Annotated in this window: 19 protein-coding genes; 10 read left to right on the top strand and 9 right to left on the bottom strand. The window is 70.7% G+C overall.

Annotated features, from left to right (window positions below):
- Positions 1–6: 6 nt before the first annotated feature.
- The 5 genes from ABT170_RS32970 to ABT170_RS32950 all read right to left on the bottom strand — a co-directional run bounded on the left by ABT170_RS32970 (position 7) and on the right by ABT170_RS32950 (position 4,684).
- Entirely contained in the window at positions 7–1,170 is a 1,164-nt protein-coding gene (locus tag ABT170_RS32970; protein ID WP_329946437.1) for a hypothetical protein, read from the bottom strand.
- Entirely contained in the window at positions 1,170–1,937 is a 768-nt protein-coding gene (locus tag ABT170_RS32965) for an RNA polymerase sigma factor (protein ID WP_329946438.1), read from the bottom strand. The genes ABT170_RS32970 and ABT170_RS32965 overlap by 1 nt, the downstream gene beginning before the upstream one ends.
- A gap of 328 nt (positions 1,938–2,265) precedes the next feature.
- Complete coding sequence (locus ABT170_RS32960) at positions 2,266–2,829, bottom strand: hypothetical protein (protein WP_351873528.1); 564 nt, start codon at positions 2,827–2,829, stop codon at positions 2,266–2,268.
- 80 nt (positions 2,830–2,909) lie between these two features.
- On the bottom strand, positions 2,910–3,056 hold the full coding sequence (locus ABT170_RS32955) for a hypothetical protein (RefSeq protein ID WP_351873525.1): 147 nt from the start codon (positions 3,054–3,056) through the stop codon (positions 2,910–2,912).
- A 20-nt stretch (positions 3,057–3,076) separates the two neighbouring features.
- Entirely contained in the window at positions 3,077–4,684 is a 1,608-nt protein-coding gene (locus tag ABT170_RS32950) for a beta-N-acetylhexosaminidase (protein WP_351873522.1), read from the bottom strand.
- A gap of 396 nt (positions 4,685–5,080) precedes the next feature.
- On the opposite strand from ABT170_RS32950, the gene ABT170_RS32945 reads away from it, so the two are divergent.
- From ABT170_RS32945 to ABT170_RS32905, 9 genes are all read left to right on the top strand, one after another.
- Positions 5,081–5,650, top strand: coding sequence for a 2-oxo-4-hydroxy-4-carboxy-5-ureidoimidazoline decarboxylase (locus tag ABT170_RS32945; protein ID WP_443034390.1), 570 nt, complete (start codon positions 5,081–5,083; stop codon positions 5,648–5,650).
- 299 nt (positions 5,651–5,949) lie between these two features.
- Complete coding sequence (gene sdhC, locus ABT170_RS32940; protein ID WP_266923090.1) at positions 5,950–6,330, top strand: succinate dehydrogenase, cytochrome b556 subunit; 381 nt, start codon at positions 5,950–5,952, stop codon at positions 6,328–6,330.
- 5 nt (positions 6,331–6,335) lie between these two features.
- Entirely contained in the window at positions 6,336–6,812 is a 477-nt protein-coding gene (locus tag ABT170_RS32935; RefSeq protein WP_073718236.1) for a succinate dehydrogenase hydrophobic membrane anchor subunit, read from the top strand.
- 30 nt (positions 6,813–6,842) lie between these two features.
- The gene (sdhA, locus tag ABT170_RS32930) at positions 6,843–8,597 is read left to right on the top strand and encodes a succinate dehydrogenase flavoprotein subunit (protein WP_329946443.1); all 1,755 of its coding nucleotides are present in this window, start codon (positions 6,843–6,845) and stop codon (positions 8,595–8,597) included.
- A complete protein-coding gene (locus tag ABT170_RS32925) occupies positions 8,597–9,373 on the top strand; it encodes a succinate dehydrogenase iron-sulfur subunit (protein WP_329946444.1) in 777 nt (258 codons plus the stop codon). The genes sdhA and ABT170_RS32925 overlap by 1 nt, the downstream gene beginning before the upstream one ends.
- Before the next feature lie 138 nt (positions 9,374–9,511).
- Positions 9,512–10,105 (top strand): hypothetical protein, encoded by a 594-nt coding sequence (locus tag ABT170_RS32920; protein WP_329946445.1) that lies wholly within the window; start codon positions 9,512–9,514, stop codon positions 10,103–10,105.
- A 552-nt stretch (positions 10,106–10,657) separates the two neighbouring features.
- Positions 10,658–11,092 carry a hypothetical protein gene (locus tag ABT170_RS32915; protein WP_329946446.1) on the top strand — a complete coding sequence of 145 codons (435 nt, stop codon included), beginning with the start codon at positions 10,658–10,660 and terminating at the stop codon, positions 11,090–11,092.
- A gap of 5 nt (positions 11,093–11,097) precedes the next feature.
- Positions 11,098–11,532 carry a thiol-disulfide oxidoreductase DCC family protein gene (locus ABT170_RS32910; RefSeq protein WP_351873515.1) on the top strand — a complete coding sequence of 145 codons (435 nt, stop codon included), beginning with the start codon at positions 11,098–11,100 and terminating at the stop codon, positions 11,530–11,532.
- Between the two features lie 40 nt (positions 11,533–11,572).
- Positions 11,573–12,304, top strand: a complete 732-nt coding sequence (locus ABT170_RS32905) for a TetR/AcrR family transcriptional regulator (protein ID WP_329946572.1) — start codon at positions 11,573–11,575, stop codon at positions 12,302–12,304.
- Between the two features lie 95 nt (positions 12,305–12,399).
- Here ABT170_RS32905 and ABT170_RS32900 read toward each other — a convergent pair whose 3' ends face one another.
- From ABT170_RS32900 to ABT170_RS32890, 3 genes are all read right to left on the bottom strand, one after another.
- Positions 12,400–13,953 carry an ABC transporter substrate-binding protein gene (locus tag ABT170_RS32900; RefSeq protein WP_351873580.1) on the bottom strand — a complete coding sequence of 518 codons (1,554 nt, stop codon included), beginning with the start codon at positions 13,951–13,953 and terminating at the stop codon, positions 12,400–12,402.
- A gap of 268 nt (positions 13,954–14,221) precedes the next feature.
- A complete protein-coding gene (locus tag ABT170_RS32895) occupies positions 14,222–15,583 on the bottom strand; it encodes a metallophosphoesterase (RefSeq protein WP_351873512.1) in 1,362 nt (453 codons plus the stop codon).
- Between the two features lie 72 nt (positions 15,584–15,655).
- Entirely contained in the window at positions 15,656–15,901 is a 246-nt protein-coding gene (locus ABT170_RS32890; RefSeq protein ID WP_351873509.1) for an SCO4848 family membrane protein, read from the bottom strand.
- A gap of 145 nt (positions 15,902–16,046) precedes the next feature.
- Between ABT170_RS32890 and ABT170_RS32885 the strand changes: the two genes are divergently transcribed.
- Entirely contained in the window at positions 16,047–17,306 is a 1,260-nt protein-coding gene (locus tag ABT170_RS32885) for a D-alanyl-D-alanine carboxypeptidase family protein (RefSeq protein ID WP_329946450.1), read from the top strand.
- Here ABT170_RS32885 and ABT170_RS32880 read toward each other — a convergent pair.
- A complete protein-coding gene (locus ABT170_RS32880) occupies positions 17,254–18,285 on the bottom strand; it encodes a YihY/virulence factor BrkB family protein (RefSeq protein WP_351873506.1) in 1,032 nt (343 codons plus the stop codon). The two genes, ABT170_RS32885 and ABT170_RS32880, sit on opposite strands and share 53 nt — an antisense overlap.
- Between the last annotated feature and the right edge of the window lie 118 nt (positions 18,286–18,403).

Raw genomic sequence — 18,403 nt, 5'->3', positions numbered from 1 at the left:
CGCAGGTCAGCGGGTGGCCGAGGCGTTCGGTGCCAGGGACTGCGGGGCCGCCGACGAGGCGGCGGCGCCTTCCTGACCACCGGCCGGCCCGGCGAACGAGCCCGTCCCCGCGCCCGGGGCCGCTCCGGCACCCGGGCCCGTACCGGCTCCCGCGGGCTGCGTGCGGAAGGAGATCGCCGGGAGCGAACCGCCGTTGCCGCCGCCCTCCCCCGGTTCGCCGTCGCCGTTCCCGCCGTCGCCGCCCTGGCCGTCCCCGTCGGCCTCGTCCAGGAGCCGCTCGCAGAACCGTTCCAGGTTCTTCTCACCCTTCGCCAGCCGGATGAGGCGGCGCCTGCTGGTCTCGTCGAGCTTGCCGTCGCGGTAGTCCCGGCAGGCCTTGACCGACTTCTCGTACCACTTGCCGGACGCGGCGTCGCCGGAGCCGTCGGGCAGGTCCTCGGCGTCGGCGTCGTCCCCCGATCCACCGGTGGGTCCGGCGCCGTCCGGCCGGTGCGTGCCGCCGCCGCTGCCCGTGGCGGTCCCGGTCCCCGTGCCGTCGTCGGTGCGTCTGCGGTCGGTGCCGTCCACCCCGGTCCGCCCGTCCCCGGGCGAGTGGGAGGCGTCGGGTGTGGCGCCGGGGTCGGCGGGAGCGGACGTGCCGACGGACGGTCCGTCGTCGTCCGGCAGCCCGGAGCCCACTTCCCCGGGCGAGGCGGCGGCCGAGACGGAGGCCGCCGGCGCCGGGGTGTCCCGGCCGCCGAACGGCCCGGTGATGATTCCGGTTCCGGCCGCGACTGCCACCCCGCCGAGCGCACAGCCCGCGAGCGAGACGACCAGGCCGAACCGCACGGGGCGGCTCCAGCGCGGGCGGCGGGGCGGTACGGGGCCCGCGCCCCCGATCCGTACGGAGTCCAGCAGTCCGGGCTGTCCGTACGCCGCGGCGGCGGGTCTCCTCGCGGCGCGGGCGTTCGTCCCGGCCCCGTGGCCCGCCTGCCGGAAGGCGGCGAGCACCCTGTCCTCACCCGGCAGTTCACCGCCGCGCGGGCGGGCGGCGGACCGGGCCTCGCCCAGCGCCCGGGTGAGCCGCAGGGCGTCGGTGCGGGCGTGATCGCCGACGGGTACGACCGGTTCGCCGCGGAGCAATTTCTCCGCCGCGTCCTTGTCAAGCCACTCGTAGTGCTCGTCGGCCATCACATGTCCTTCTGCGTCCACGGGCGTGAATGCGTCACACCGGGAGTAACACCGGCGGGTGCCGCCGAACCATGGCGTCCGGGGCGCTGCGCGGGCAGAGCGCTCAGTTCCGCTCCCCCGGCTCCGCCCTGACCTGCGCCGTCGTCCGGCCCCTGCTCCGCCGCCCGGCCGAGGGTCCCGTCCGGTTCCGGTGTCCGGTCCCCCGGCTCCTGCGACGGGTCCGCGCCGAGCAGCTCCGCCAGCCGTTTCAGGCCACGGTGCGCGGCGGTACGTACGGCACCGGGCCGCTTGCCCAGGGTCTGCGCCGCGCTCTTCGCGTCCAGGCCGACCACCACCCGCAGCACGACGGCCTCGGCCTGGTCCTGCGGCAGCTGGGCGATGAGCGACATGGTGCGGTCGGTGTCCAGCGCCTCGATGGCATCGCCCGCGGTGTCCGAGTCGCCCGGTCTGCCGGTCAGTTCGGACTCGTCGCCGCCGATGGCGGGGCGCCTGCTGCGCATCCGCAGATGGTCCAGGGAGCGGTTGCGCGCGATCCGGGCCGCCCATCCGCGGAACCGGTCGGCGTCACCGCTGAACCGGCCGAGGTCCCTGGCTATCTGCAGCCACGACTCGGACGCCACGTCCTCCGCGTCCGGCTCCCCCACCAGTGTCCGTATGTAGCCCAACAGCCGCGGCTGCACCGCGCGGTACACAGCACGGAAGGCGTCCTCGTCCCCGTCCTGTGCCGCGAGCACCGCGGCAGTCAGCTCCGCGTCGTCCCCCAGCACTCCCTCAACCCGCCCTGATGTCCTGAATCGCAGCTGGTCACCACTGCTGCGCCACTCTGCGCGACTCAGCACGCTACGTGCTCGGCGGGTGTCGCGTCCATGGCTTGTACAACCCGCAACAGTTCACTGACACAGCGCGGTGTGACAGAAAACGCGGCCGCGGCGCTGAGAGGAGTACGGGGTCGTGCTGCGACCCCGTGGAAGACGACCGGGGCCTCTCCTGTGGGGGGTGGCGGCCCCGGTCGTCGTCCCTCGGCCGGACCTCCGTCCCGGCGATTCCCGTACCGCCGCCCGGTGACGGCCCAGGTGCCGCCCGGGTGGCGGTCCCTCAGCTCTGCCCCCGGGCCTGCCGTGACATCACCGCGCGCAGTACCCGCCGGCCCTCCGTCGACAGGTCGAGCGCCCGTCGCAGTCCGGCGCCGCTGCCCGGCGTACCGGCGCTCTCCGCGAGGATCTCCAGGATCTGCGTCTGGCGGCGCAGCTCCCCGGCGACGAGCGGGCCGATGCCGTTCTCCTCGCCGGTGCGGCAGCGCCGCAGCGCCTCCCGGTCCCCGTACGCGTCGTGGCGCAGGTGGACCTCCAGGGCGGCGAGCGAGCAGGCGTCGGCCCATTCCCGCAGCGGAGCCGCGGCGAAGTCCGAGGGGGCGGCGGCGAGCAGCCCGCGCAGTGGTGCGGCCGGGCCGTCGGCGAGGCCCTCGCCGGTCGGCGCCGTGCGGGCGGCCGTGAGCCGGGTGGCCCATTCCCGCCCGTCCTCGCAGCTCGCCCAGAGCGGGCGCAGCGGTTCCGGTTCCGCGGCCCCGCCGAGCGGCGGCAGACAGCGGTCCAGGCAGGCGAGCGCGCCGGCGGCCAGCGCCCTTTCGTCGGCAACGGCGATCAGTTCCAGCAGACTCATTCGACGTCTCCCTCGGTCGTACCGCGTACTGCGCCGGGTGGCTGAAAATCGTCAGTTGCGGCGACACAGTACGGGGGACCTCAGGCCAGGTGTGCGCCACCCCTCGCCATCGACGCGGACATCGGCTCGGTGCCGGGCGGGGCCCGTTCGCCCTGCATCCGGGTCAGCTTGCGCACGAAGACGACGGCGAGCACCGCGGCCACGCTGCCCAGGACGCCGGACGCCACGACGAGGGTGGCCCGGACGCTCAGCCCGTCGCGTCGATCCGGCCGGCCAGCTGCTGGAACTGTGCCCAGGTCAGCGCGGGCTTCCCCGGGACCCAGAGCTTCTGGGCCGTCGCCTTCAGCGGCATCCGGATCCCCTGGGCCACCTGCTGCGCGGTCTGCGCCTGCGGGAGGTCGCCCCAGACCGCGAACCGGCCGCCCAGGATCTGCTTCGAGTAGCGCGAGGGAACCGGCTGGGTGCCCCGCAGGACGAGCGGGGTCCACTGCTCGTAGATCCGTTTGCCGGTCGGATAGACGAACTCGTTGGGCTGACCGAGTACGTAATAGAGGAACTCGTCGTTGAGGTTGACCACCCGGCGCCCCTCGCTCAGATACTCCTGCGGCGGCCGGGCGCCGATCTCCTTGCCCGTCCAGTACTCGACCTCGATGTCCTTCCGTGCGTGAACGGTGCCGCCGCGGAAGAAGCCGTCGTTCCACGCCTTGGCCGTACGGCCCTCGGCCTGGACCACCGCCGCGCGGTCGTTGAGCCACCCGGTGGCCAGGTCCTCGATCGTGGCCCGTTCGCCGTACTTCTCCCGGGCGGCCCGGAGCAGCTGGGGGTACGAGGCCGCGGGGTCGCGCACCGTCAGCGCGCGGTACTCGTCCGCGCCCAGGTGCCAGTAGGCGCCGGGGAACAGCTCGGTGTACTCGTCGAGCAGTTCGTCGATGAGTTCCGCCGAACCCGGCTCGGAGATGTCGAGGGACCCGGTCGACGCCGTGCCCTGCGCGTTGCGCAACTGGAGGTCCGGGTGGGCGCGCAGTACGGCACCCAGGTGGCCCGGGGAGTCGATCTCCGGGACGACCTCGATGTGCAGGCTCGTGGCGAGGCCGACGATACGGCGGACCTCGGCCCGGGTCAGATGTTCGGGCGAGACGACCTCGGGGTGGGACTCGGACTCGATCCGGAAGGCCTGGTCGTCGGAGAAGTGCAGGCCGAGCTGGTTGAGCTTGAGGTCGGCCATCTCGCGTACCCGGTCCTCGATCCACGACGCGGTGTAGTGCTTGCGCGCGATGTCGAGGTTGAGTCCGCGCTGCGGCCGGTCGGGGGTGTCCTTCACGACGCCCTCCGGCATGGTGCCGGCGGCGCGCAGCGACTGTTTCAGGGTGCGGGTCCCGTAGAAGACCCCGGCCTCGTCGGGCCCGCTGATCCTGACCCGCCGGTCCCGGGTGGTGAGGGTGTACGACTCGGGGGCGCCCCCCGCCGTGCCGAGTGCCAGCTCGACGTCCCCGGCACGGGCCGCCGCGACGCCCCGGTAGCGGATCTTCAGCTCCCCGGCGAGCAGCCGCGCCTCGTCGGCCAGCCGTTCGCCGCCCTTGGCGACGACGACCGTGCTGTCGCGTCCCGGCTGCCAGCCGGGTCCCCGGGCGGGGGTGTGCTCGCGTACGGCGGGGATGGTGCGGGGTGCGCTGGACAGCGGGTAGCTGCGGGTGGGCGTCGGCGCGGCCGAGGGCGAGGAGGGGGCGCGTGACGATGCCGCGCCGCCGGTGGGCCCGGAGCCGGAGCCGTCCGGCCAGACCGCGACGGTGAGAGCGACGGCGGCGGCGGCCGTGACGGCCGCACCGGCCACGAGGGCACCGCGTGAGGGCGACATCGGTCAGAATCCTCCGGATCGGGGGTGGGGGGCAGGCAGGCCCGTCGGGAGCGGACCGATACGGGACGGTCACAATGAGGGCATTTCTCTCAACTATGCGCTCATCGCTCATAGTGCATCGAAAGACGGCCGGGCGGGCAGCGGCCCGTCGTCCATCACACGTTCCGAAACTCTCCCGTCCGGGTGATCTTTCCGGCGTCTTCCGGACGGCCGTAGCCCGATCTCGCTAGCGTGACGACACATCCGTCGCTCCTTTCACTCCTACTCCGTGCAACCTCGTTGCTCTCAGCTCCCTCTATCCAGGGGCACAGAAGTCATTGATTCGAGGAGTCCACGCTGTCCAGGTCCAGCGAGTCCCACGCCGGCCTGCCGAAGCGATCACCGCAGCCGGCGGGGCTGACGGCCGTACCCGTCCAGTGCCGCGGACGCGCCGGGGCACCCGTACCCGCACCGGCCGCGCCGGGTGGCCGGCCGGCCGGTCTCGCCCGGCTCAACGCCGCGCCGCGCGCCGCCGCCGAAGCGGCCCTGCTGGAGTGCTGTGCCAGCGTCCGCTGGGCCCGGCGGATGGCCGCCCACCGCCCGTTCCCGGATCTCGGCGCGCTGCTCGCCGCCTCCGACGAGGCGGGGTACGACCTGGCCCCCGCGGACATCGCCGAGGCGCTCGCCGGGGAGAGCGCACCCCGACTGCGCCATGACGCGCCGTACGCCGCCCACCTCGCGCTCCGGGCCGCGCACGCCGAGTACGAGAGCCGCTTCGGCCATGTGTTCGTGATCTGCCTGGACGCGACCCGGCCCTCGCAGCAGGTGGACCAGGTGCTGGCCGGCCTCCGGACCCGGCTGGCCCACGACCGGGACGAGGAGCGGGCCGTCACGGCGGAGGAGATGCGACGACTCGCCCGGGTCCGCATCGTCGAACTGGTGACGGCCGCCGGCCCGGACGGCGGCCCGCTCCAGGATCCGCGCTGAGGGGCCGACCCGCAGGGGTCCGTTCCGGCGGCTCTCCCGTCGGCCGCTTCCGGGCCCGTACCGGTGCCGGAGCCCCGCTCGGGCCGGTGCCCGGCGGCCCGATACGGGATAAGGGACCTTTCGCCCGCTCTAGCCCGTCCGTGCCTGTTTGATTGCCACTTTGATCACACCAGAGGCCCCGGCGCGAGCGAACCGACAAAGCGTCGCTACGATGGCCGGGGCCGGTGGACCGTACCCGGCCGGGTCAGACCGACAGTCAAGCCGGCCGACCCCAATCCCCGCTCCCGGAGGGTTCTTCCGTGCCGGCTGGAACGCTGTACCGCGGCCGGGAAGGCATGTGGTCCTGGGTGGCTCATCGAGTCACCGGTGTCCTCATTTTCTTCTTCCTGTTCGTACACGTCCTGGACACCGCTCTCGTCCGCGTCTCCCCCGAGGCCTACGACGAGGTCGTGGCCACGTACAAGACATGGCCTGTCGCGCTGCTCGAATACGGCCTCGTGGCCGCCATTCTCTTTCATGCGCTGAACGGTCTCCGTATCGTCGCCGTGGACTTCTGGGCCAAGGGCCCGCGCTTCCAGAAGCAGATGCTCTGGACCGTTCTGGGCATCTGGATCGTGCTGATGGTCGGGGCCCTGTACCCCGTCCTCGGCCACGCCGTACGCGACATCTTCGGGAGCTGAGGCCCATGTCCACCGAGACCTCTTCCGCGATCGGGGACGTCGAAGGCGTGAGCCTCTACGACGTCGACCACCCGGCCCCCGTGATCGAGCCCCCGCGCAAGCGGACGGGCAAGACGCCCAAGGGCTCGCGCACCAATTTCGAGATGTACGCCTGGCTCTTCATGCGCCTGTCGGGCATCGTCCTGGTCGTCCTGGTCATCGGCCACCTGCTGATCCAGCTGGTGCTCGACGGCGGTGTCTCCAAGATCGGATTCGCCTTCGTGGCGGGCCGCTGGGCCTCGCCGTTCTGGCAGGTCTGGGACCTCACGATGCTGTGGCTCGCCATGCTCCACGGCGCCAACGGCCTCCGTACGGTCATCAACGACTACGCCGAACGGGACAACACCCGCTTCTGGCTGAAGATGCTGCTGTACACCGCCACGGTGTTCACCGTCCTGCTGGGCACGCTGGTGATCTTCACCTTCGACCCGAACATCCGCTAGGCGCCGGGACAGAGGGACCAGAGGAAAACCATGCAGATCCACAAGTACGACACCGTCATCGTCGGCGCCGGCGGCGCCGGCATGCGCGCGGCCATCGAGTCGACCAAGCGCAGCCGTACCGCCGTGCTGACGAAGCTCTACCCGACCCGCTCCCACACGGGCGCGGCGCAGGGCGGCATGGCCGCCGCGCTCGCCAACGTGGAGGAGGACAACTGGGAGTGGCACACCTTCGACACGATCAAGGGCGGCGACTACCTGGTCGACCAGGACGCCGCCGAGATCCTGGCGAAGGAGGCCATCGACTCGGTCCTCGACCTGGAGAAGATGGGCCTGCCGTTCAACCGCACGCCCGAGGGCCGGATCGACCAGCGCCGCTTCGGCGGTCACAGCCGCAACCACGGCGAGGCCCCCGTCCGCCGGTCCTGCTACGCCTCGGACCGCACCGGCCACATGATCCTCCAGACGCTGTACCAGAACTGCGTCAAGGAGGGTGTGGAGTTCTTCAACGAGTTCTACGTCCTGGACCTGCTGCTCCAGGACGTGGACGGGGTCAAGAAGTCCGCGGGTGTCGTCGCCTACGAGCTGGCCACCGGCGAGATCCACGTCTTCCAGGCGAAGTCCGTCATCTTCGCCTCCGGCGGCACCGGCAAGTTCTTCAAGGTGACGTCGAACGCCCACACCCTCACCGGTGACGGCCAGGCCGCCGCGTACCGCCGCGGTCTGCCGCTGGAGGACATGGAGTTCTTCCAGTTCCACCCGACGGGCATCTGGCGCATGGGCATCCTGCTGACGGAGGGCGCCCGCGGTGAGGGCGGCATCCTCCGCAACAAGGACGGCGAGCGCTTCATGGAGAAGTACGCGCCCGTCATGAAGGACCTCGCGTCCCGTGACGTCGTGTCCCGCTCCATCTACACGGAGATCCGCGAAGGCCGCGGCTGCGGTCCGGCGGGCGACCACGTCTACCTGGACCTCACCCACCTGCCGCCGGAGCAGCTGGACGCGAAGCTCCCGGACATCACCGAGTTCGCGCGTACGTACCTGGGCATCGAGCCCTACACGGACCCGATCCCGATCCAGCCGACCGCGCACTACGCCATGGGCGGCATCCCGACCAACGTCGAGGGCGAGGTGCTGGCCGACAACACCACCGTCGTCCCGGGCCTGTACGCCGCCGGCGAGGTCGCCTGTGTCTCCGTGCACGGCGCCAACCGCCTGGGCACCAACTCGCTGCTCGACATCAACGTCTTCGGACGCCGGTCGGGCATCGCCGCCGCCGAGTACTCCGCGAAGAACGACTTCGTCGAGCTTCCCGAGAACCCGGCCCAGCAGGTCGTCGACCAGGTCGAGCGGCTGCGCAACTCCAACGGCACCGAGCGGGTGTCCGTGCTCCGCCTGGAGCTGCAGGAGTGCATGGACGCCAACGTGATGGTGTTCCGCACCGAGCAGACGATCAAGACGGCGGTCGACAAGATCGCCGAGCTGCGCGAGCGCTATCTGAACGTGTCCATCCAGGACAAGGGCAAGCGGTTCAACACCGACCTGCTGGAGGCCATCGAGCTGGGCAACCTGCTCGACCTGGCCGAGGTCATGGCGACCTCCGCGCTGGCCCGCAAGGAATCCCGCGGCGGCCACTACCGCGAGGACTACCCGAACCGCGACGACGTCAACTTCATGCGCCACACCATGGCGTACCGCGAGGTCGCGGACGACGGCACCGAGTCGATCCGGCTCGACTACAAGCCCGTCGTGACGACCCGCTACCAGCCGATGGAGCGTAAGTACTGATGGCTACCCCGACACTGGAAAAGACCGGCCCGGCCGACAAGCCCGAGGCGGGCTTCGCCGACTCCCCGTACATCACGGCCACCTTCCGGATCCGCCGCTTCAACCCCGAGGTGTCGGACGAGGCGCAGTGGCAGGACTTCCAGATCGAGATCGACCCGAAGGAGCGTGTGCTCGACGCCCTTCACAAGATCAAGTGGGATGTCGACGGCACGCTGACCTTCCGGCGCTCCTGCGCGCACGGCATCTGCGGCTCCGACGCGATGCGGATCAACGGCAAGAACAGGCTCGCCTGCAAGACGCTGATCAAGGACATCAACCCGGAGAAGCCGATCACGGTCGAGGCCATCAAGGGCCTCACGGTCCTCAAGGACCTCGTGGTCGACATGGAGCCGTTCTTCCAGGCGTTCCGCGATGTCATGCCCTTCCTCATCACCAAGGGGAACGAGCCGACCCGCGAGCGTCTTCAGTCCGCCGAGGACCGCGAGCGCTTCGACGACACCACCAAGTGCATCCTGTGCGCGGCGTGCACGTCGTCCTGCCCCGTGTTCTGGAACGACGGGCAGTACTTCGGCCCGGCCGCGATCGTCAACGCGCACCGCTTCATCTTCGACTCGCGCGACGAGGGCGGCGAGCAGCGGCTGGAGATCCTCAACGACCGTGACGGTGTGTGGCGTTGCCGCACCACGTTCAACTGCACGGACGCCTGCCCGCGTGGCATCGAGGTCACCAAGGCCATCCAGGAAGTGAAGCGCGCGCTGATCACGCGCCGTTTCTGACCCTCCGGTACGCCGGGCGCACGTCAAGAGGCCCCGCTTCCCGCAGCCTTGCTGTGGGAAGCGGGGCCTCTTGCTGCGCCCCGCGGGCACGGGCGGTACGGTCATGCGGAGCTGAAGACCGAAGAGAACGGGGATCTTGTGACCGAGCCCAATCCGTACGCGGACGACTCATACAAGTGGGGCCCGCCCCAGCAGCCGGGCCACCCGCCCACCGTGGCGGACGGGCAGGGTTACGGCTACCCGGCGCCGGGCGCCGCTCCCGCGTACGGCTATCCGCAGCCGCTGCCGGACTCGGCGACCCAGCCGGGCCCGGGATACGGGTATCCGGGGCCCGGACAGCCGGCGCCCGGCTACAACCTCCCCGCGCAGCAGGGCATGCCGGGCGGCGGGGTGCCGATGCTGTCCTTCGGCGACATCACCGTCATGAACGACTCGATCGTGACCCCGTCCGGGACGATGCCCCTCAAGGGCGCCGTGTGGACGGCGACCGACATGTCGCGCACGGAGGAGAAGATCCCGCCGGTCGCGATCGTGCTGGCGATCGTCTTCGCCCTGCTGTGCCTGATCGGTCTGCTCTTCCTCCTGATGAAGGAGAAAAAGACCACCGGCTTCATCCAGGTCACGGTCACCAGCGGGGGCCGGCACCACTCGACGATGATCCCGGCGATGGGCCCCGAGACCTTCCCGATGGTCATGGCCCAGCTCAACACGGCCCGCTCGATGAGCGCCTGAGACCGCGCGGGTGGCCGGCCGCTGTGGCGTCCGGCTCACTCCCGGCCGTCGTCTCCCACGTCCGGTTGCCCGGTCCCCCCTGCCGGCCGTCCCCCACCCACGGCTGAGCCTCGGCCCGGCCGGCTGTCGCCCCTGGCTTGGCCTCGTCCCGGCAGGCTCTCACCCCCGGGAGCCCGGTCCCGCCCCCGGCTGAGCCTCGTTCCCCTCGCCGGCTCCCGCCCCCGGCCCGCTGTCACCCCCGGCCGGCTCCCGCCCCCGGCCGGCTCGCGCTCCCGTTGACGGTAGGGCCCGCCCGGCGCCCCCTCTGTGCCCGGCGCCCTCCCCTTCCGGCACCGCGCCCCCACGCACCGCCCCCGCGCGCGAGGCACCTCGATGCCCGCGCGGCGCCGGTGGCGCCCTCGTGCGCGGCGGCCGAGCCGGTTGACCGGCACTTCTCTTGACGCACCCTCACTCCCGCACCCAGCGCCACCCGAACCCGTCTTGAACATGTTCAAGAACAGGTCTACAGTCCATGACAAGAGCTTTTGAACACGTTCAAGGGAGTCTCGGGGCATGGACCTCACAGTTGTCGCGTACGTCATCTATCTGCTGATCAGCGTCGCTCTCACCGTCTGGGTGGCCCGTACCCTCAGCCGCAACGGCAAGGTGTTCCTCGCGGATGTGCTGCACGGGAACGAGAAGCTCGCCGACGCCGTGAACCATCTGCTGGTGGTCGGCTTCTACCTGGTCAACCTCGGCTTCGTGACCCTCTATCTGAAGAACGCCGACAGCGTGGCCAACGCCCGCGAGCTCTTCGACGCCCTGTCGACCAAGGTCGGCGTGGTGCTGCTGGTGCTCGGCGGCATGCACCTCGGAAACGTCTACGTACTGAACAAGATCCGGCGGCGCGGCATGATGGAGCGCGAGCAGACCCCGCCGGTGCCGCCGCAGGGCTGGGCCGGTCCCACCCCGCAGGGCCCGTGGACCGCCCCCGCCGCCGGACGGTGAACCGGATGGCCCACTCCGGACCCCGTACCCCGGTCGCACGGCTCACCGTGCTCTACGACGCGCAGTGCTCGCTCTGCGTCCATGTGCGGCACTGGCTGATGAGGCAGCATCAGCTCATCCCGCTGGACTTCGTGCCGGCCGCCTCCGAGGAGGCGCGCCGGCGCTTCCCCGGCCTCGACCACGCGAAGACGCTCGACGAGATCACGGTGATCGGCGACCGGGGGCAGATCTACCAGGGGACCGCCGCCTGGATCGTCTGCCTCTGGGCACTGTCCGAGCACCGGCCCAAGGCCCACTGGCTGACCACCCCGGCGGGCCGCCCGTTCGCCCGTGCGACCGTACTGGCCGCGGCGAAGTACCGCTCGGTGACCGCACCCTCGTGCGGCGGGGGCGGCGGGGCCTGCGAAGTCCCGGTCATGGGTGCCGAAACGGGCGGATAGCCTGGGGACCGTGGCGAGCGACAAGCAGGACGAGCAAGGTGTGAAGGGCGATCCGGGCGTGAAGGATGTCAAGCCGGCCAAGGCCCCCAAGAGCGAGCAGACCCGCACGCTCATCCTCGAAACCGCGCTCCGGCTCTTCCAGGAGCGCGGTTTCGACAAGACGACCATGCGAGCCATCGCCCAGGAGGCCGGGGTCTCCGTCGGCAACGCCTACTACTACTTCGCCAGCAAGGAGCACCTCGTCCAGGGCTTCTACGACCGGATCGGCGCCGAACACGCCGCGGCGGTCCGGGAGGTCCTGGACAAGGAGACGGATCTGGAGACCCGGCTGGCCGGGGTCCTGACGTGCTGGCTGGACATCGCCGCGCCGTACCACGAGTTCGCGGCCCAGTTCTTCAAGAACGCCGCCGACCCGGAGAGCCCGCTCAGCCCCTTCTCCGTCGAGTCGGAGCCCGCCCGCGAGGCGTCCATCGCCATCCACCGTGAGGTACTGGCGGGCTCCAAGGCCAAGATCCCCGCGGAGCTCGTGGACATCCTGCCCGAGCTGATGTGGCTCTCCCAGATGGGACTCGTCCTGTACTGGGTGTTCGACCGTTCGCCGGAGCGCGAGCGCAGCCGCCGGCTCGCGGGGCGCGGCGCCCGGCTCACCACCCGGGGCGTGGCGCTCGCCCGTTTCCGCGTGCTGCGTCCGCTCGTCCACGAGGTGCACGAGCTGTTCACCGACTTCCTGCCGGGGATGGCCGAGACGGCCACCGCCCGCAAGAGGGCCTGATGGCACGGGGCTGAGGGCTCGCGCGGGAACCGCGAAGTCCCGCCGTACGCCCGGGTGGGCGTGGCGGGACGTCGGGGTGAGGAGGTCCGGCGGCGTCAGATCCGGCCGAGCTCCCACAGGCGCCAGATGCCGGTGCCGTTGGAGAGGTACTGCGATCCGGAGATGTCCGTCTTGGCGACGACGTAGTCCTTCTTCTGCCACAGCGGGACCAGCGGAACGTCCTCGCCGACCAGCTGCTGGAGCTTCTTGAAGTCGGCCGAGGTCCTGCCGCGGTCGCTGTACTGGAGCGTGGCCGTGATCAGCTCGTCCATCTGCTTGCTCTCGTAGCCGTTGTGGAGGCTGTTGTCGCGGCCGACGAGCGGCTGGCTGAAGGTGTCGGGGTCCGGGTAGTCGGGGAGCCAGCCGACGGTGTACGCGTCGTACGCGCCCTCCGCGTAGCCCTTCTGGAAGTCCGTCCACTTCACGGCCTTCACCGAGACCTTGAACAGTCCGTCCTTCTCCAGCTGGCGCCGCAGCTCGGCCGTCTCCGCCGTGTACGCCTCGTCGGCCTTGTAGGCGAAGTTGATGCGCAGCGGAGTCTCCACGCCGGCTTCTTCCATCAGCTTCTTGGCGCGGTCGGGGTCGGGCGAGGGGTACTTGTCGAAGAACGGGGTGCTGTGGCCGATGTAGCCCTGCGGGATCAGCGAGTAGAGAGGTTCGACCGTGCTCCGGTAGACCTCGCCCACCAGCGGACCGCGGTCGATGACCGCCGCGACGGCCTGGCGGACCTTCTTGTCCGCGAACGGGGAGCCCTCGCGGACGTTGAAGACGAGGTTGCGGATCTCGGCGCTCTCCGCCTCGGTGACGCGCAGGTCCGGGTCGCCCGGGTTCAGCTCGGCGAGCCGGGCGGGCGGCAGCTGACGGTGCGTGACATCGAGGTCACCGCTCTTCCAGCCCGTCAGAAGGTCCTCGGAGCCCTTGTAGTAGCGGATCTCGACCGCTTCGCCGGTCTTCTTGAGCGCGCCCCGGTACTTGAGGTTGGGCACCAGTTCGGCGCGGACGCCCGGCTCGTAGGACTTGAGGACGTACGGTCCGGAACCGTCGACCTTGTTCCCGCTGCGGAGCTTGCCCTCCGGGTACTGGGTGGAGTCCACGATCGAGCCCGCGCCGGTGGCGAGCTTCTGCGGGAAGGTCGCGTCGCGCGAGGACAGGTTGAAGGTGATGGTGCGGCCTTCGGTCACGACGTTCTTCAGGCTCGGGAACAGCACCGAGGGGCCGACGTCGGTCTTGATCCTGAGCATCCGCTCGAAGGAGTACTCGACATCGGCGGCGGTGATCTTGCGGCCGTTGGAGAAGGTGAGGTCGTTCCGCAGCTTGCACTGGTACGTCTGGAGCTTCTGCCCGATGAATCCGCAGCTCTCGGCGGCGTCCGGTTCGGGCACGATCGCCCCGGCCCTGAACGTCATGAGCGACTGGTAGAGATTGCTGTAGATCGCCCAGGAACCGGCGTCGTACGCACCGGCGGGGTCCAGCGAGGTCACGGCGTCGGTCGTGCCCACTGTGACCGGATCAGTCTTCTTCCCGTCCGAGGGAAGTAGTTGCCAGGCGCCGACGCCCGCGATGATCAGTACCGCGAAAATCGCGAGAATCCGTATCCGGATCGACCGCATTGCCGTGCTCTCCCTTACCAGCCCCACCTCGACTATGTGCTCAGACACGCACATTGCCGCATGCTCGCGCTTACCCAATCACACGATTTTCACAACTGGAAGAGTAAATAGGGGACTCACAGCGATTTGTTCGCCGCCTGAAACACGACACGTCCGATAAGCGCGTTTACGCCTTCCACTTGGTCTTTTTTCGTAGCAGACGGTGACGCTTCGGTCCGGATTCCGGGAGCATCGCGATCGCCGCGGAAGGCGGTCCGCGGGGCGGCGCTCAGGCCTGCCGGGAGGCCAGCTCCACCACCGTGATGTCCGACGGCGCCCCCACCCGCACGGGCGGCCCCCAGGCTCCCGCGCCGCGCGAGACGTAGAGCTGGGTGTCCCCGTAGCGTTCGAGTCCGGCGACGGTGGGGTTGGCCAGTCCGGCGATGAGACTGCCGGGCCAGAGCTGTCCGCCGTGGGTGTGGCCGGAGAGCTGGAGGTCGACCCCGTGCTCGACGGCGTCGTGGATCACGACGGGCTGATGTGCCAGCAGGACGGCGGCGCGGGAGCGGTCCCGGTCGCCGAGGGCCCGTACGAAGTCGGGGCCCTGGCCCTCACTCTCCCCGGCGACGTCGTTGACCCCGGCGAGGTCGAAGCCGTCGATCTCCACACGGGCGTTCTCCAGCGGGTGCAGTCCCAGCTCCCGTACGTGGTCGACCCATGCCGCCGCGCCGGAGAAGTACTCGTGGTTCCCGGTGACGAAGAAGCTGCCGTGCCGTGCTTCGAGCCCGGCCAGCGGCTCCGCGGCCGTGCCCAGGTCCGCGACGGACCCGTCGACGAGGTCGCCGACGACGGCGATCAGATCGGGCCGGGTCGCGTTCACCGCGTCGACGATGCGCCGGGTGTGGGCGCGGCCGAGGATGGGGCCGAGGTGGACATCGCTGACGACGGCGATCCGGAACCCGTGCGCCGAGCGGGGCAGTCGAGTGAGGGGAACGGTGATCCGCTTCGTACGGGGGCCGCGCAGCACCCCGTGGGTGCCGTACCCGACGGTGCCGAGCCCGGCTACGGCGGCGGCACCACCGACAGCCCTGGCGACGAACAGCCGCCGCGAGGGCCCGGCCGCCGCGGCCGGGGGCGCTCCGGGCGCGGGCGTGTCCGCCGTGTCCGCCGCATCCGCCGCCTTGGCGTCGGGCGCGGGCGCGGCGCCCTTCGCGTCCCGCGCGTCCGGCGTGGACGAAGAGCCGGCGGAGGGCGTGGTGGGATCGGCAGGTGCTCCGGACAGGGCCATCGCCTCGTCACGCGGGTGGGCGCCCGCCTCCGCCGGGGTGTCCCGGCGGGCGAGCACCCGGCGCAGGAGCGGGCGTACGACCTCGCCGACGAGCAGGGCCAGCGTCAGATACAGGAGTGCGGCCAGCCACAGATAGCCCGGCCAGGCGAGCACCTGCTGGAGCCGGAAGGGGAATCCTGCGCGGCCGGAGACGAGGGCGCCGACGCTCAGGAGGGGCAGGACGAACGCGGCGGCCGTGCCCGCCCGGCGCATCGCGCTGCCCGGCGCCGTCGTGTCACCGACCAGACGCCGCCATACGTAGCGGTGCACGGCGGCGAGCAGCGCCAGCACCCCGACCGCCACCAGGACGAAGACCACTGCCATGTGCGCACCCCCGTTTGCCTGTGCTCGGACCGGCCGCCGGACCGCTCCCCCTGCCGGTTCGTACCACGAGGATCAGGTGCGCTCACGGCGCAAAGCCCTGACACCACGGAACCCGATCACCCCGACCGCCGTCCCCAGAAGAAAGGACGTGATGGCGAGCAGCAGGTGCACCCAGAAGTAGGCGGTCGGGTCGCCCGCGTCGTCGAACGCGAGCCCGCTGCCGTCCTTCCACAGGTTCTTGACGAAAGTGATCCAGATGAACCAGCTCCACACCCCGAACGCGAGCAGGAACCAGGAGACGGGGCGGCTGAGCTTCATGGATTCAGTATCACCGCCCGCCTCCGGCCGGATCGCCCGGGGTGGGGGGTACGGCGGGGTGCGGGGTGGGCTGTCCTGGCGTTACCTGCGGCGGGTCCGGCGGTCCGGGTCCCCAAGCACATCTTCGCCCTGTACGTTTCCGACCGTGCATGCTCTGAAAAAGACCGTGTTGACGGTCCTCTCCGCCGCGTTGCTGTCCGGTTTTGTCCTCAGTCCCGCCTCTGCGGCCGACAAGGACAAGACCGACGACAAGCAGCCGAAGCCGACGCACCCCATGTCGAACGTCGGCGGTGAGCAGCTCGCCAAGGTCGGGACCCAGGTCAATCTGGGGCCCGGCGCCCCGGTCCTGCCCAAGGACCTCACGGGCCGGTCGTGGATCGTCGCGGACGCGGAGAACGGCCAGGTGCTGGCGGCGCACAACTCCCACTGGCGGCTGCCGCCGGCCTCCACCCTGAAGATGCTCTTCGCGGACACGGTCCTGCCGGCGCTCCAGCCCAAGAGCCTCACCCACAAGGTGACGGACGCCGAGCTCGCCGGTGTCGGCGCGGGCAGCAGCCTGGTGGGCGTCAAGGAGGACCACACCTATACGGTCCACGACCTGTGGCTCGGGGTGTTCCTGCGCTCCGGCAACGACGCGGTGCACGTGCTGGCCTCGATGTTCGGCGGCGTGCCCAAGACGGTCGAGGCGATGCAGAGCCACGCCGAGGAGTTGCAGGCCCTCGATACGACGGTGGTCTCGCCGGACGGGTACGACGCGCCGAACCAGGTCTCCAGCGCGTACGACCTCACCCTGTTCGCCCGCAGCGGGCTGCAGAAGAAGGACTTCCGCGAGTACTGCGCGACGGCCTCGGCCGACTTCCCCGGCGAGGAGAAGAAGGGCAAGAAGCGCGAGAGCTTCGAGATCCAGAACACCAACCGGCTGATCACCGGGGACATCGGTGTGGAGCCCTACAAGGGCATCGCGGGGGTCAAGAACGGCTACACCACCCACGCGGGCAACACCTTCACCGGTGTCGCCGAGCGCGACGGCCGGGTGCTGCTGGTCACCGTCATGAACCCGTCCTCCGACGAGAGCCACGCCGTGTACAAGGAGGCCGCGAGCCTGCTCGACTGGGGCTTCAGCGCGAGCGGCAAGGTGACGCCGGTCGGCGAGCTGGTGCCGCCGAAGTCCGCGGAGACCGGGACCGGCAAGGGCGCCGAGCCGGCCGCCGGGGCGAACAAGTCCGGGCAGGACGGGGAGACGTCCGCGAAGAAGAAGACCGCGGTCGCCTCCGAGGGCTCCAGCGGGGTCGGGATCGCGCTGGCGATCATCGGCGGAGTGCTCGTCGTGCTGGCGGCCGGGGTGTTCCTGGTCAACCGGCGCTGGCCGCTGCCCGACCTGGTCCGCCGCCTTCCCCGTCGCTGACCGCCCCCCGGGTCCCGTCGCCCTCCGCCCGCTCCTTCTCTCCCTCTGCCTCCTTCTCTCCCTCTGCCTCCTTCTCTCCCTCTGCCTCTGTCTCTGCCTCTGCTGTCTCTGTCTCCGCCGCGATCTCGCCCTTGCTCCGCGTCGCCGTCCAGGCGGCGCAGAACAGCAGCAGCTTCGCGGTGAAGTTGATCCACAGGAGCAGGGCGACGGGCACGCCGAAGGCGCCGTACATGCTCTTGGAGGCGACGCCCTTCATATAGCTGCCGAGCAGCAGCTTGAGCAGTTCGAAGCCGACCGCGCCGAGCAGCCCGGCGACCAGCAGCCGGCGCCTCGGCGGCTCCACCCCGGGCAGCAGCGTCAGCAGATAGAGCAGCAGCAGGAAGTCGGCGAGAACGGCCACCACCAGTGCGGCCACCTGCAACAGCACACCACCCGCACCGTGCTCGGTGAGGCCCAGCAGATCGGCGGTCCGGCCGACGGCCGTCGAACCGGCCGCGGAGACCGCCAGCGTCGCGAGCGCCGCGCCGCCCAGGCCCAGCAGCAGCCCGGCGTCCTTGAGCTTGCGGACGACCGGGTTGCCCTCCTCGACGCCGTCCATCTCCCAGACCGCGCGCAGACAGTCCCGCAGCGAGCCGACCCAGCCGATACCGGTGAACAGCAGCAGCGCACCGGCCACCACACCGACCGTGCCCGCGTGGGCCACCAGATTGTCGATGCCGAGCTGGTCGGAGATGCCCGGCACCTGATCGGCGAGCCAGTCCTCGATCTTGTCCAGCTGCTTGTCGGAGAGCAGCGCGGCACCGATCGCCGCGCCGACCGCGATCAGCGGGAAGAGCGCCAGGAAGCTGATGAAGGTGATGGCGGCGGCCAGCCTGGCCCAGTGGACCCGGTCCAGCGTCTCGTAGGAGCGCCAGGCGTGCGTCTCCATCAGCCGGGACACGAGCGGCCCGACGACGGGGAGTTTCTTCAGCCAGTCCATGACGTACGCGTACCCTCCAGGCCCGGAAGAACCGGCGCGGGCGGCCCTCTGACGCCCAATCAATCACCCATTCCGGTGAGCACCGTAACAAATGCCGCAAAGGGGTTTTGTCTGGCGA

Source organism: Streptomyces sp. NPDC001787 (assembly GCF_040297465.1).
Taxonomy (GTDB): Bacteria; Actinomycetota; Actinomycetes; order Streptomycetales; family Streptomycetaceae; genus Streptomyces.
Note: the sequence above shows the minus strand (reverse complement) of the source record. Positions and strands in the feature narration are given on the sequence as shown.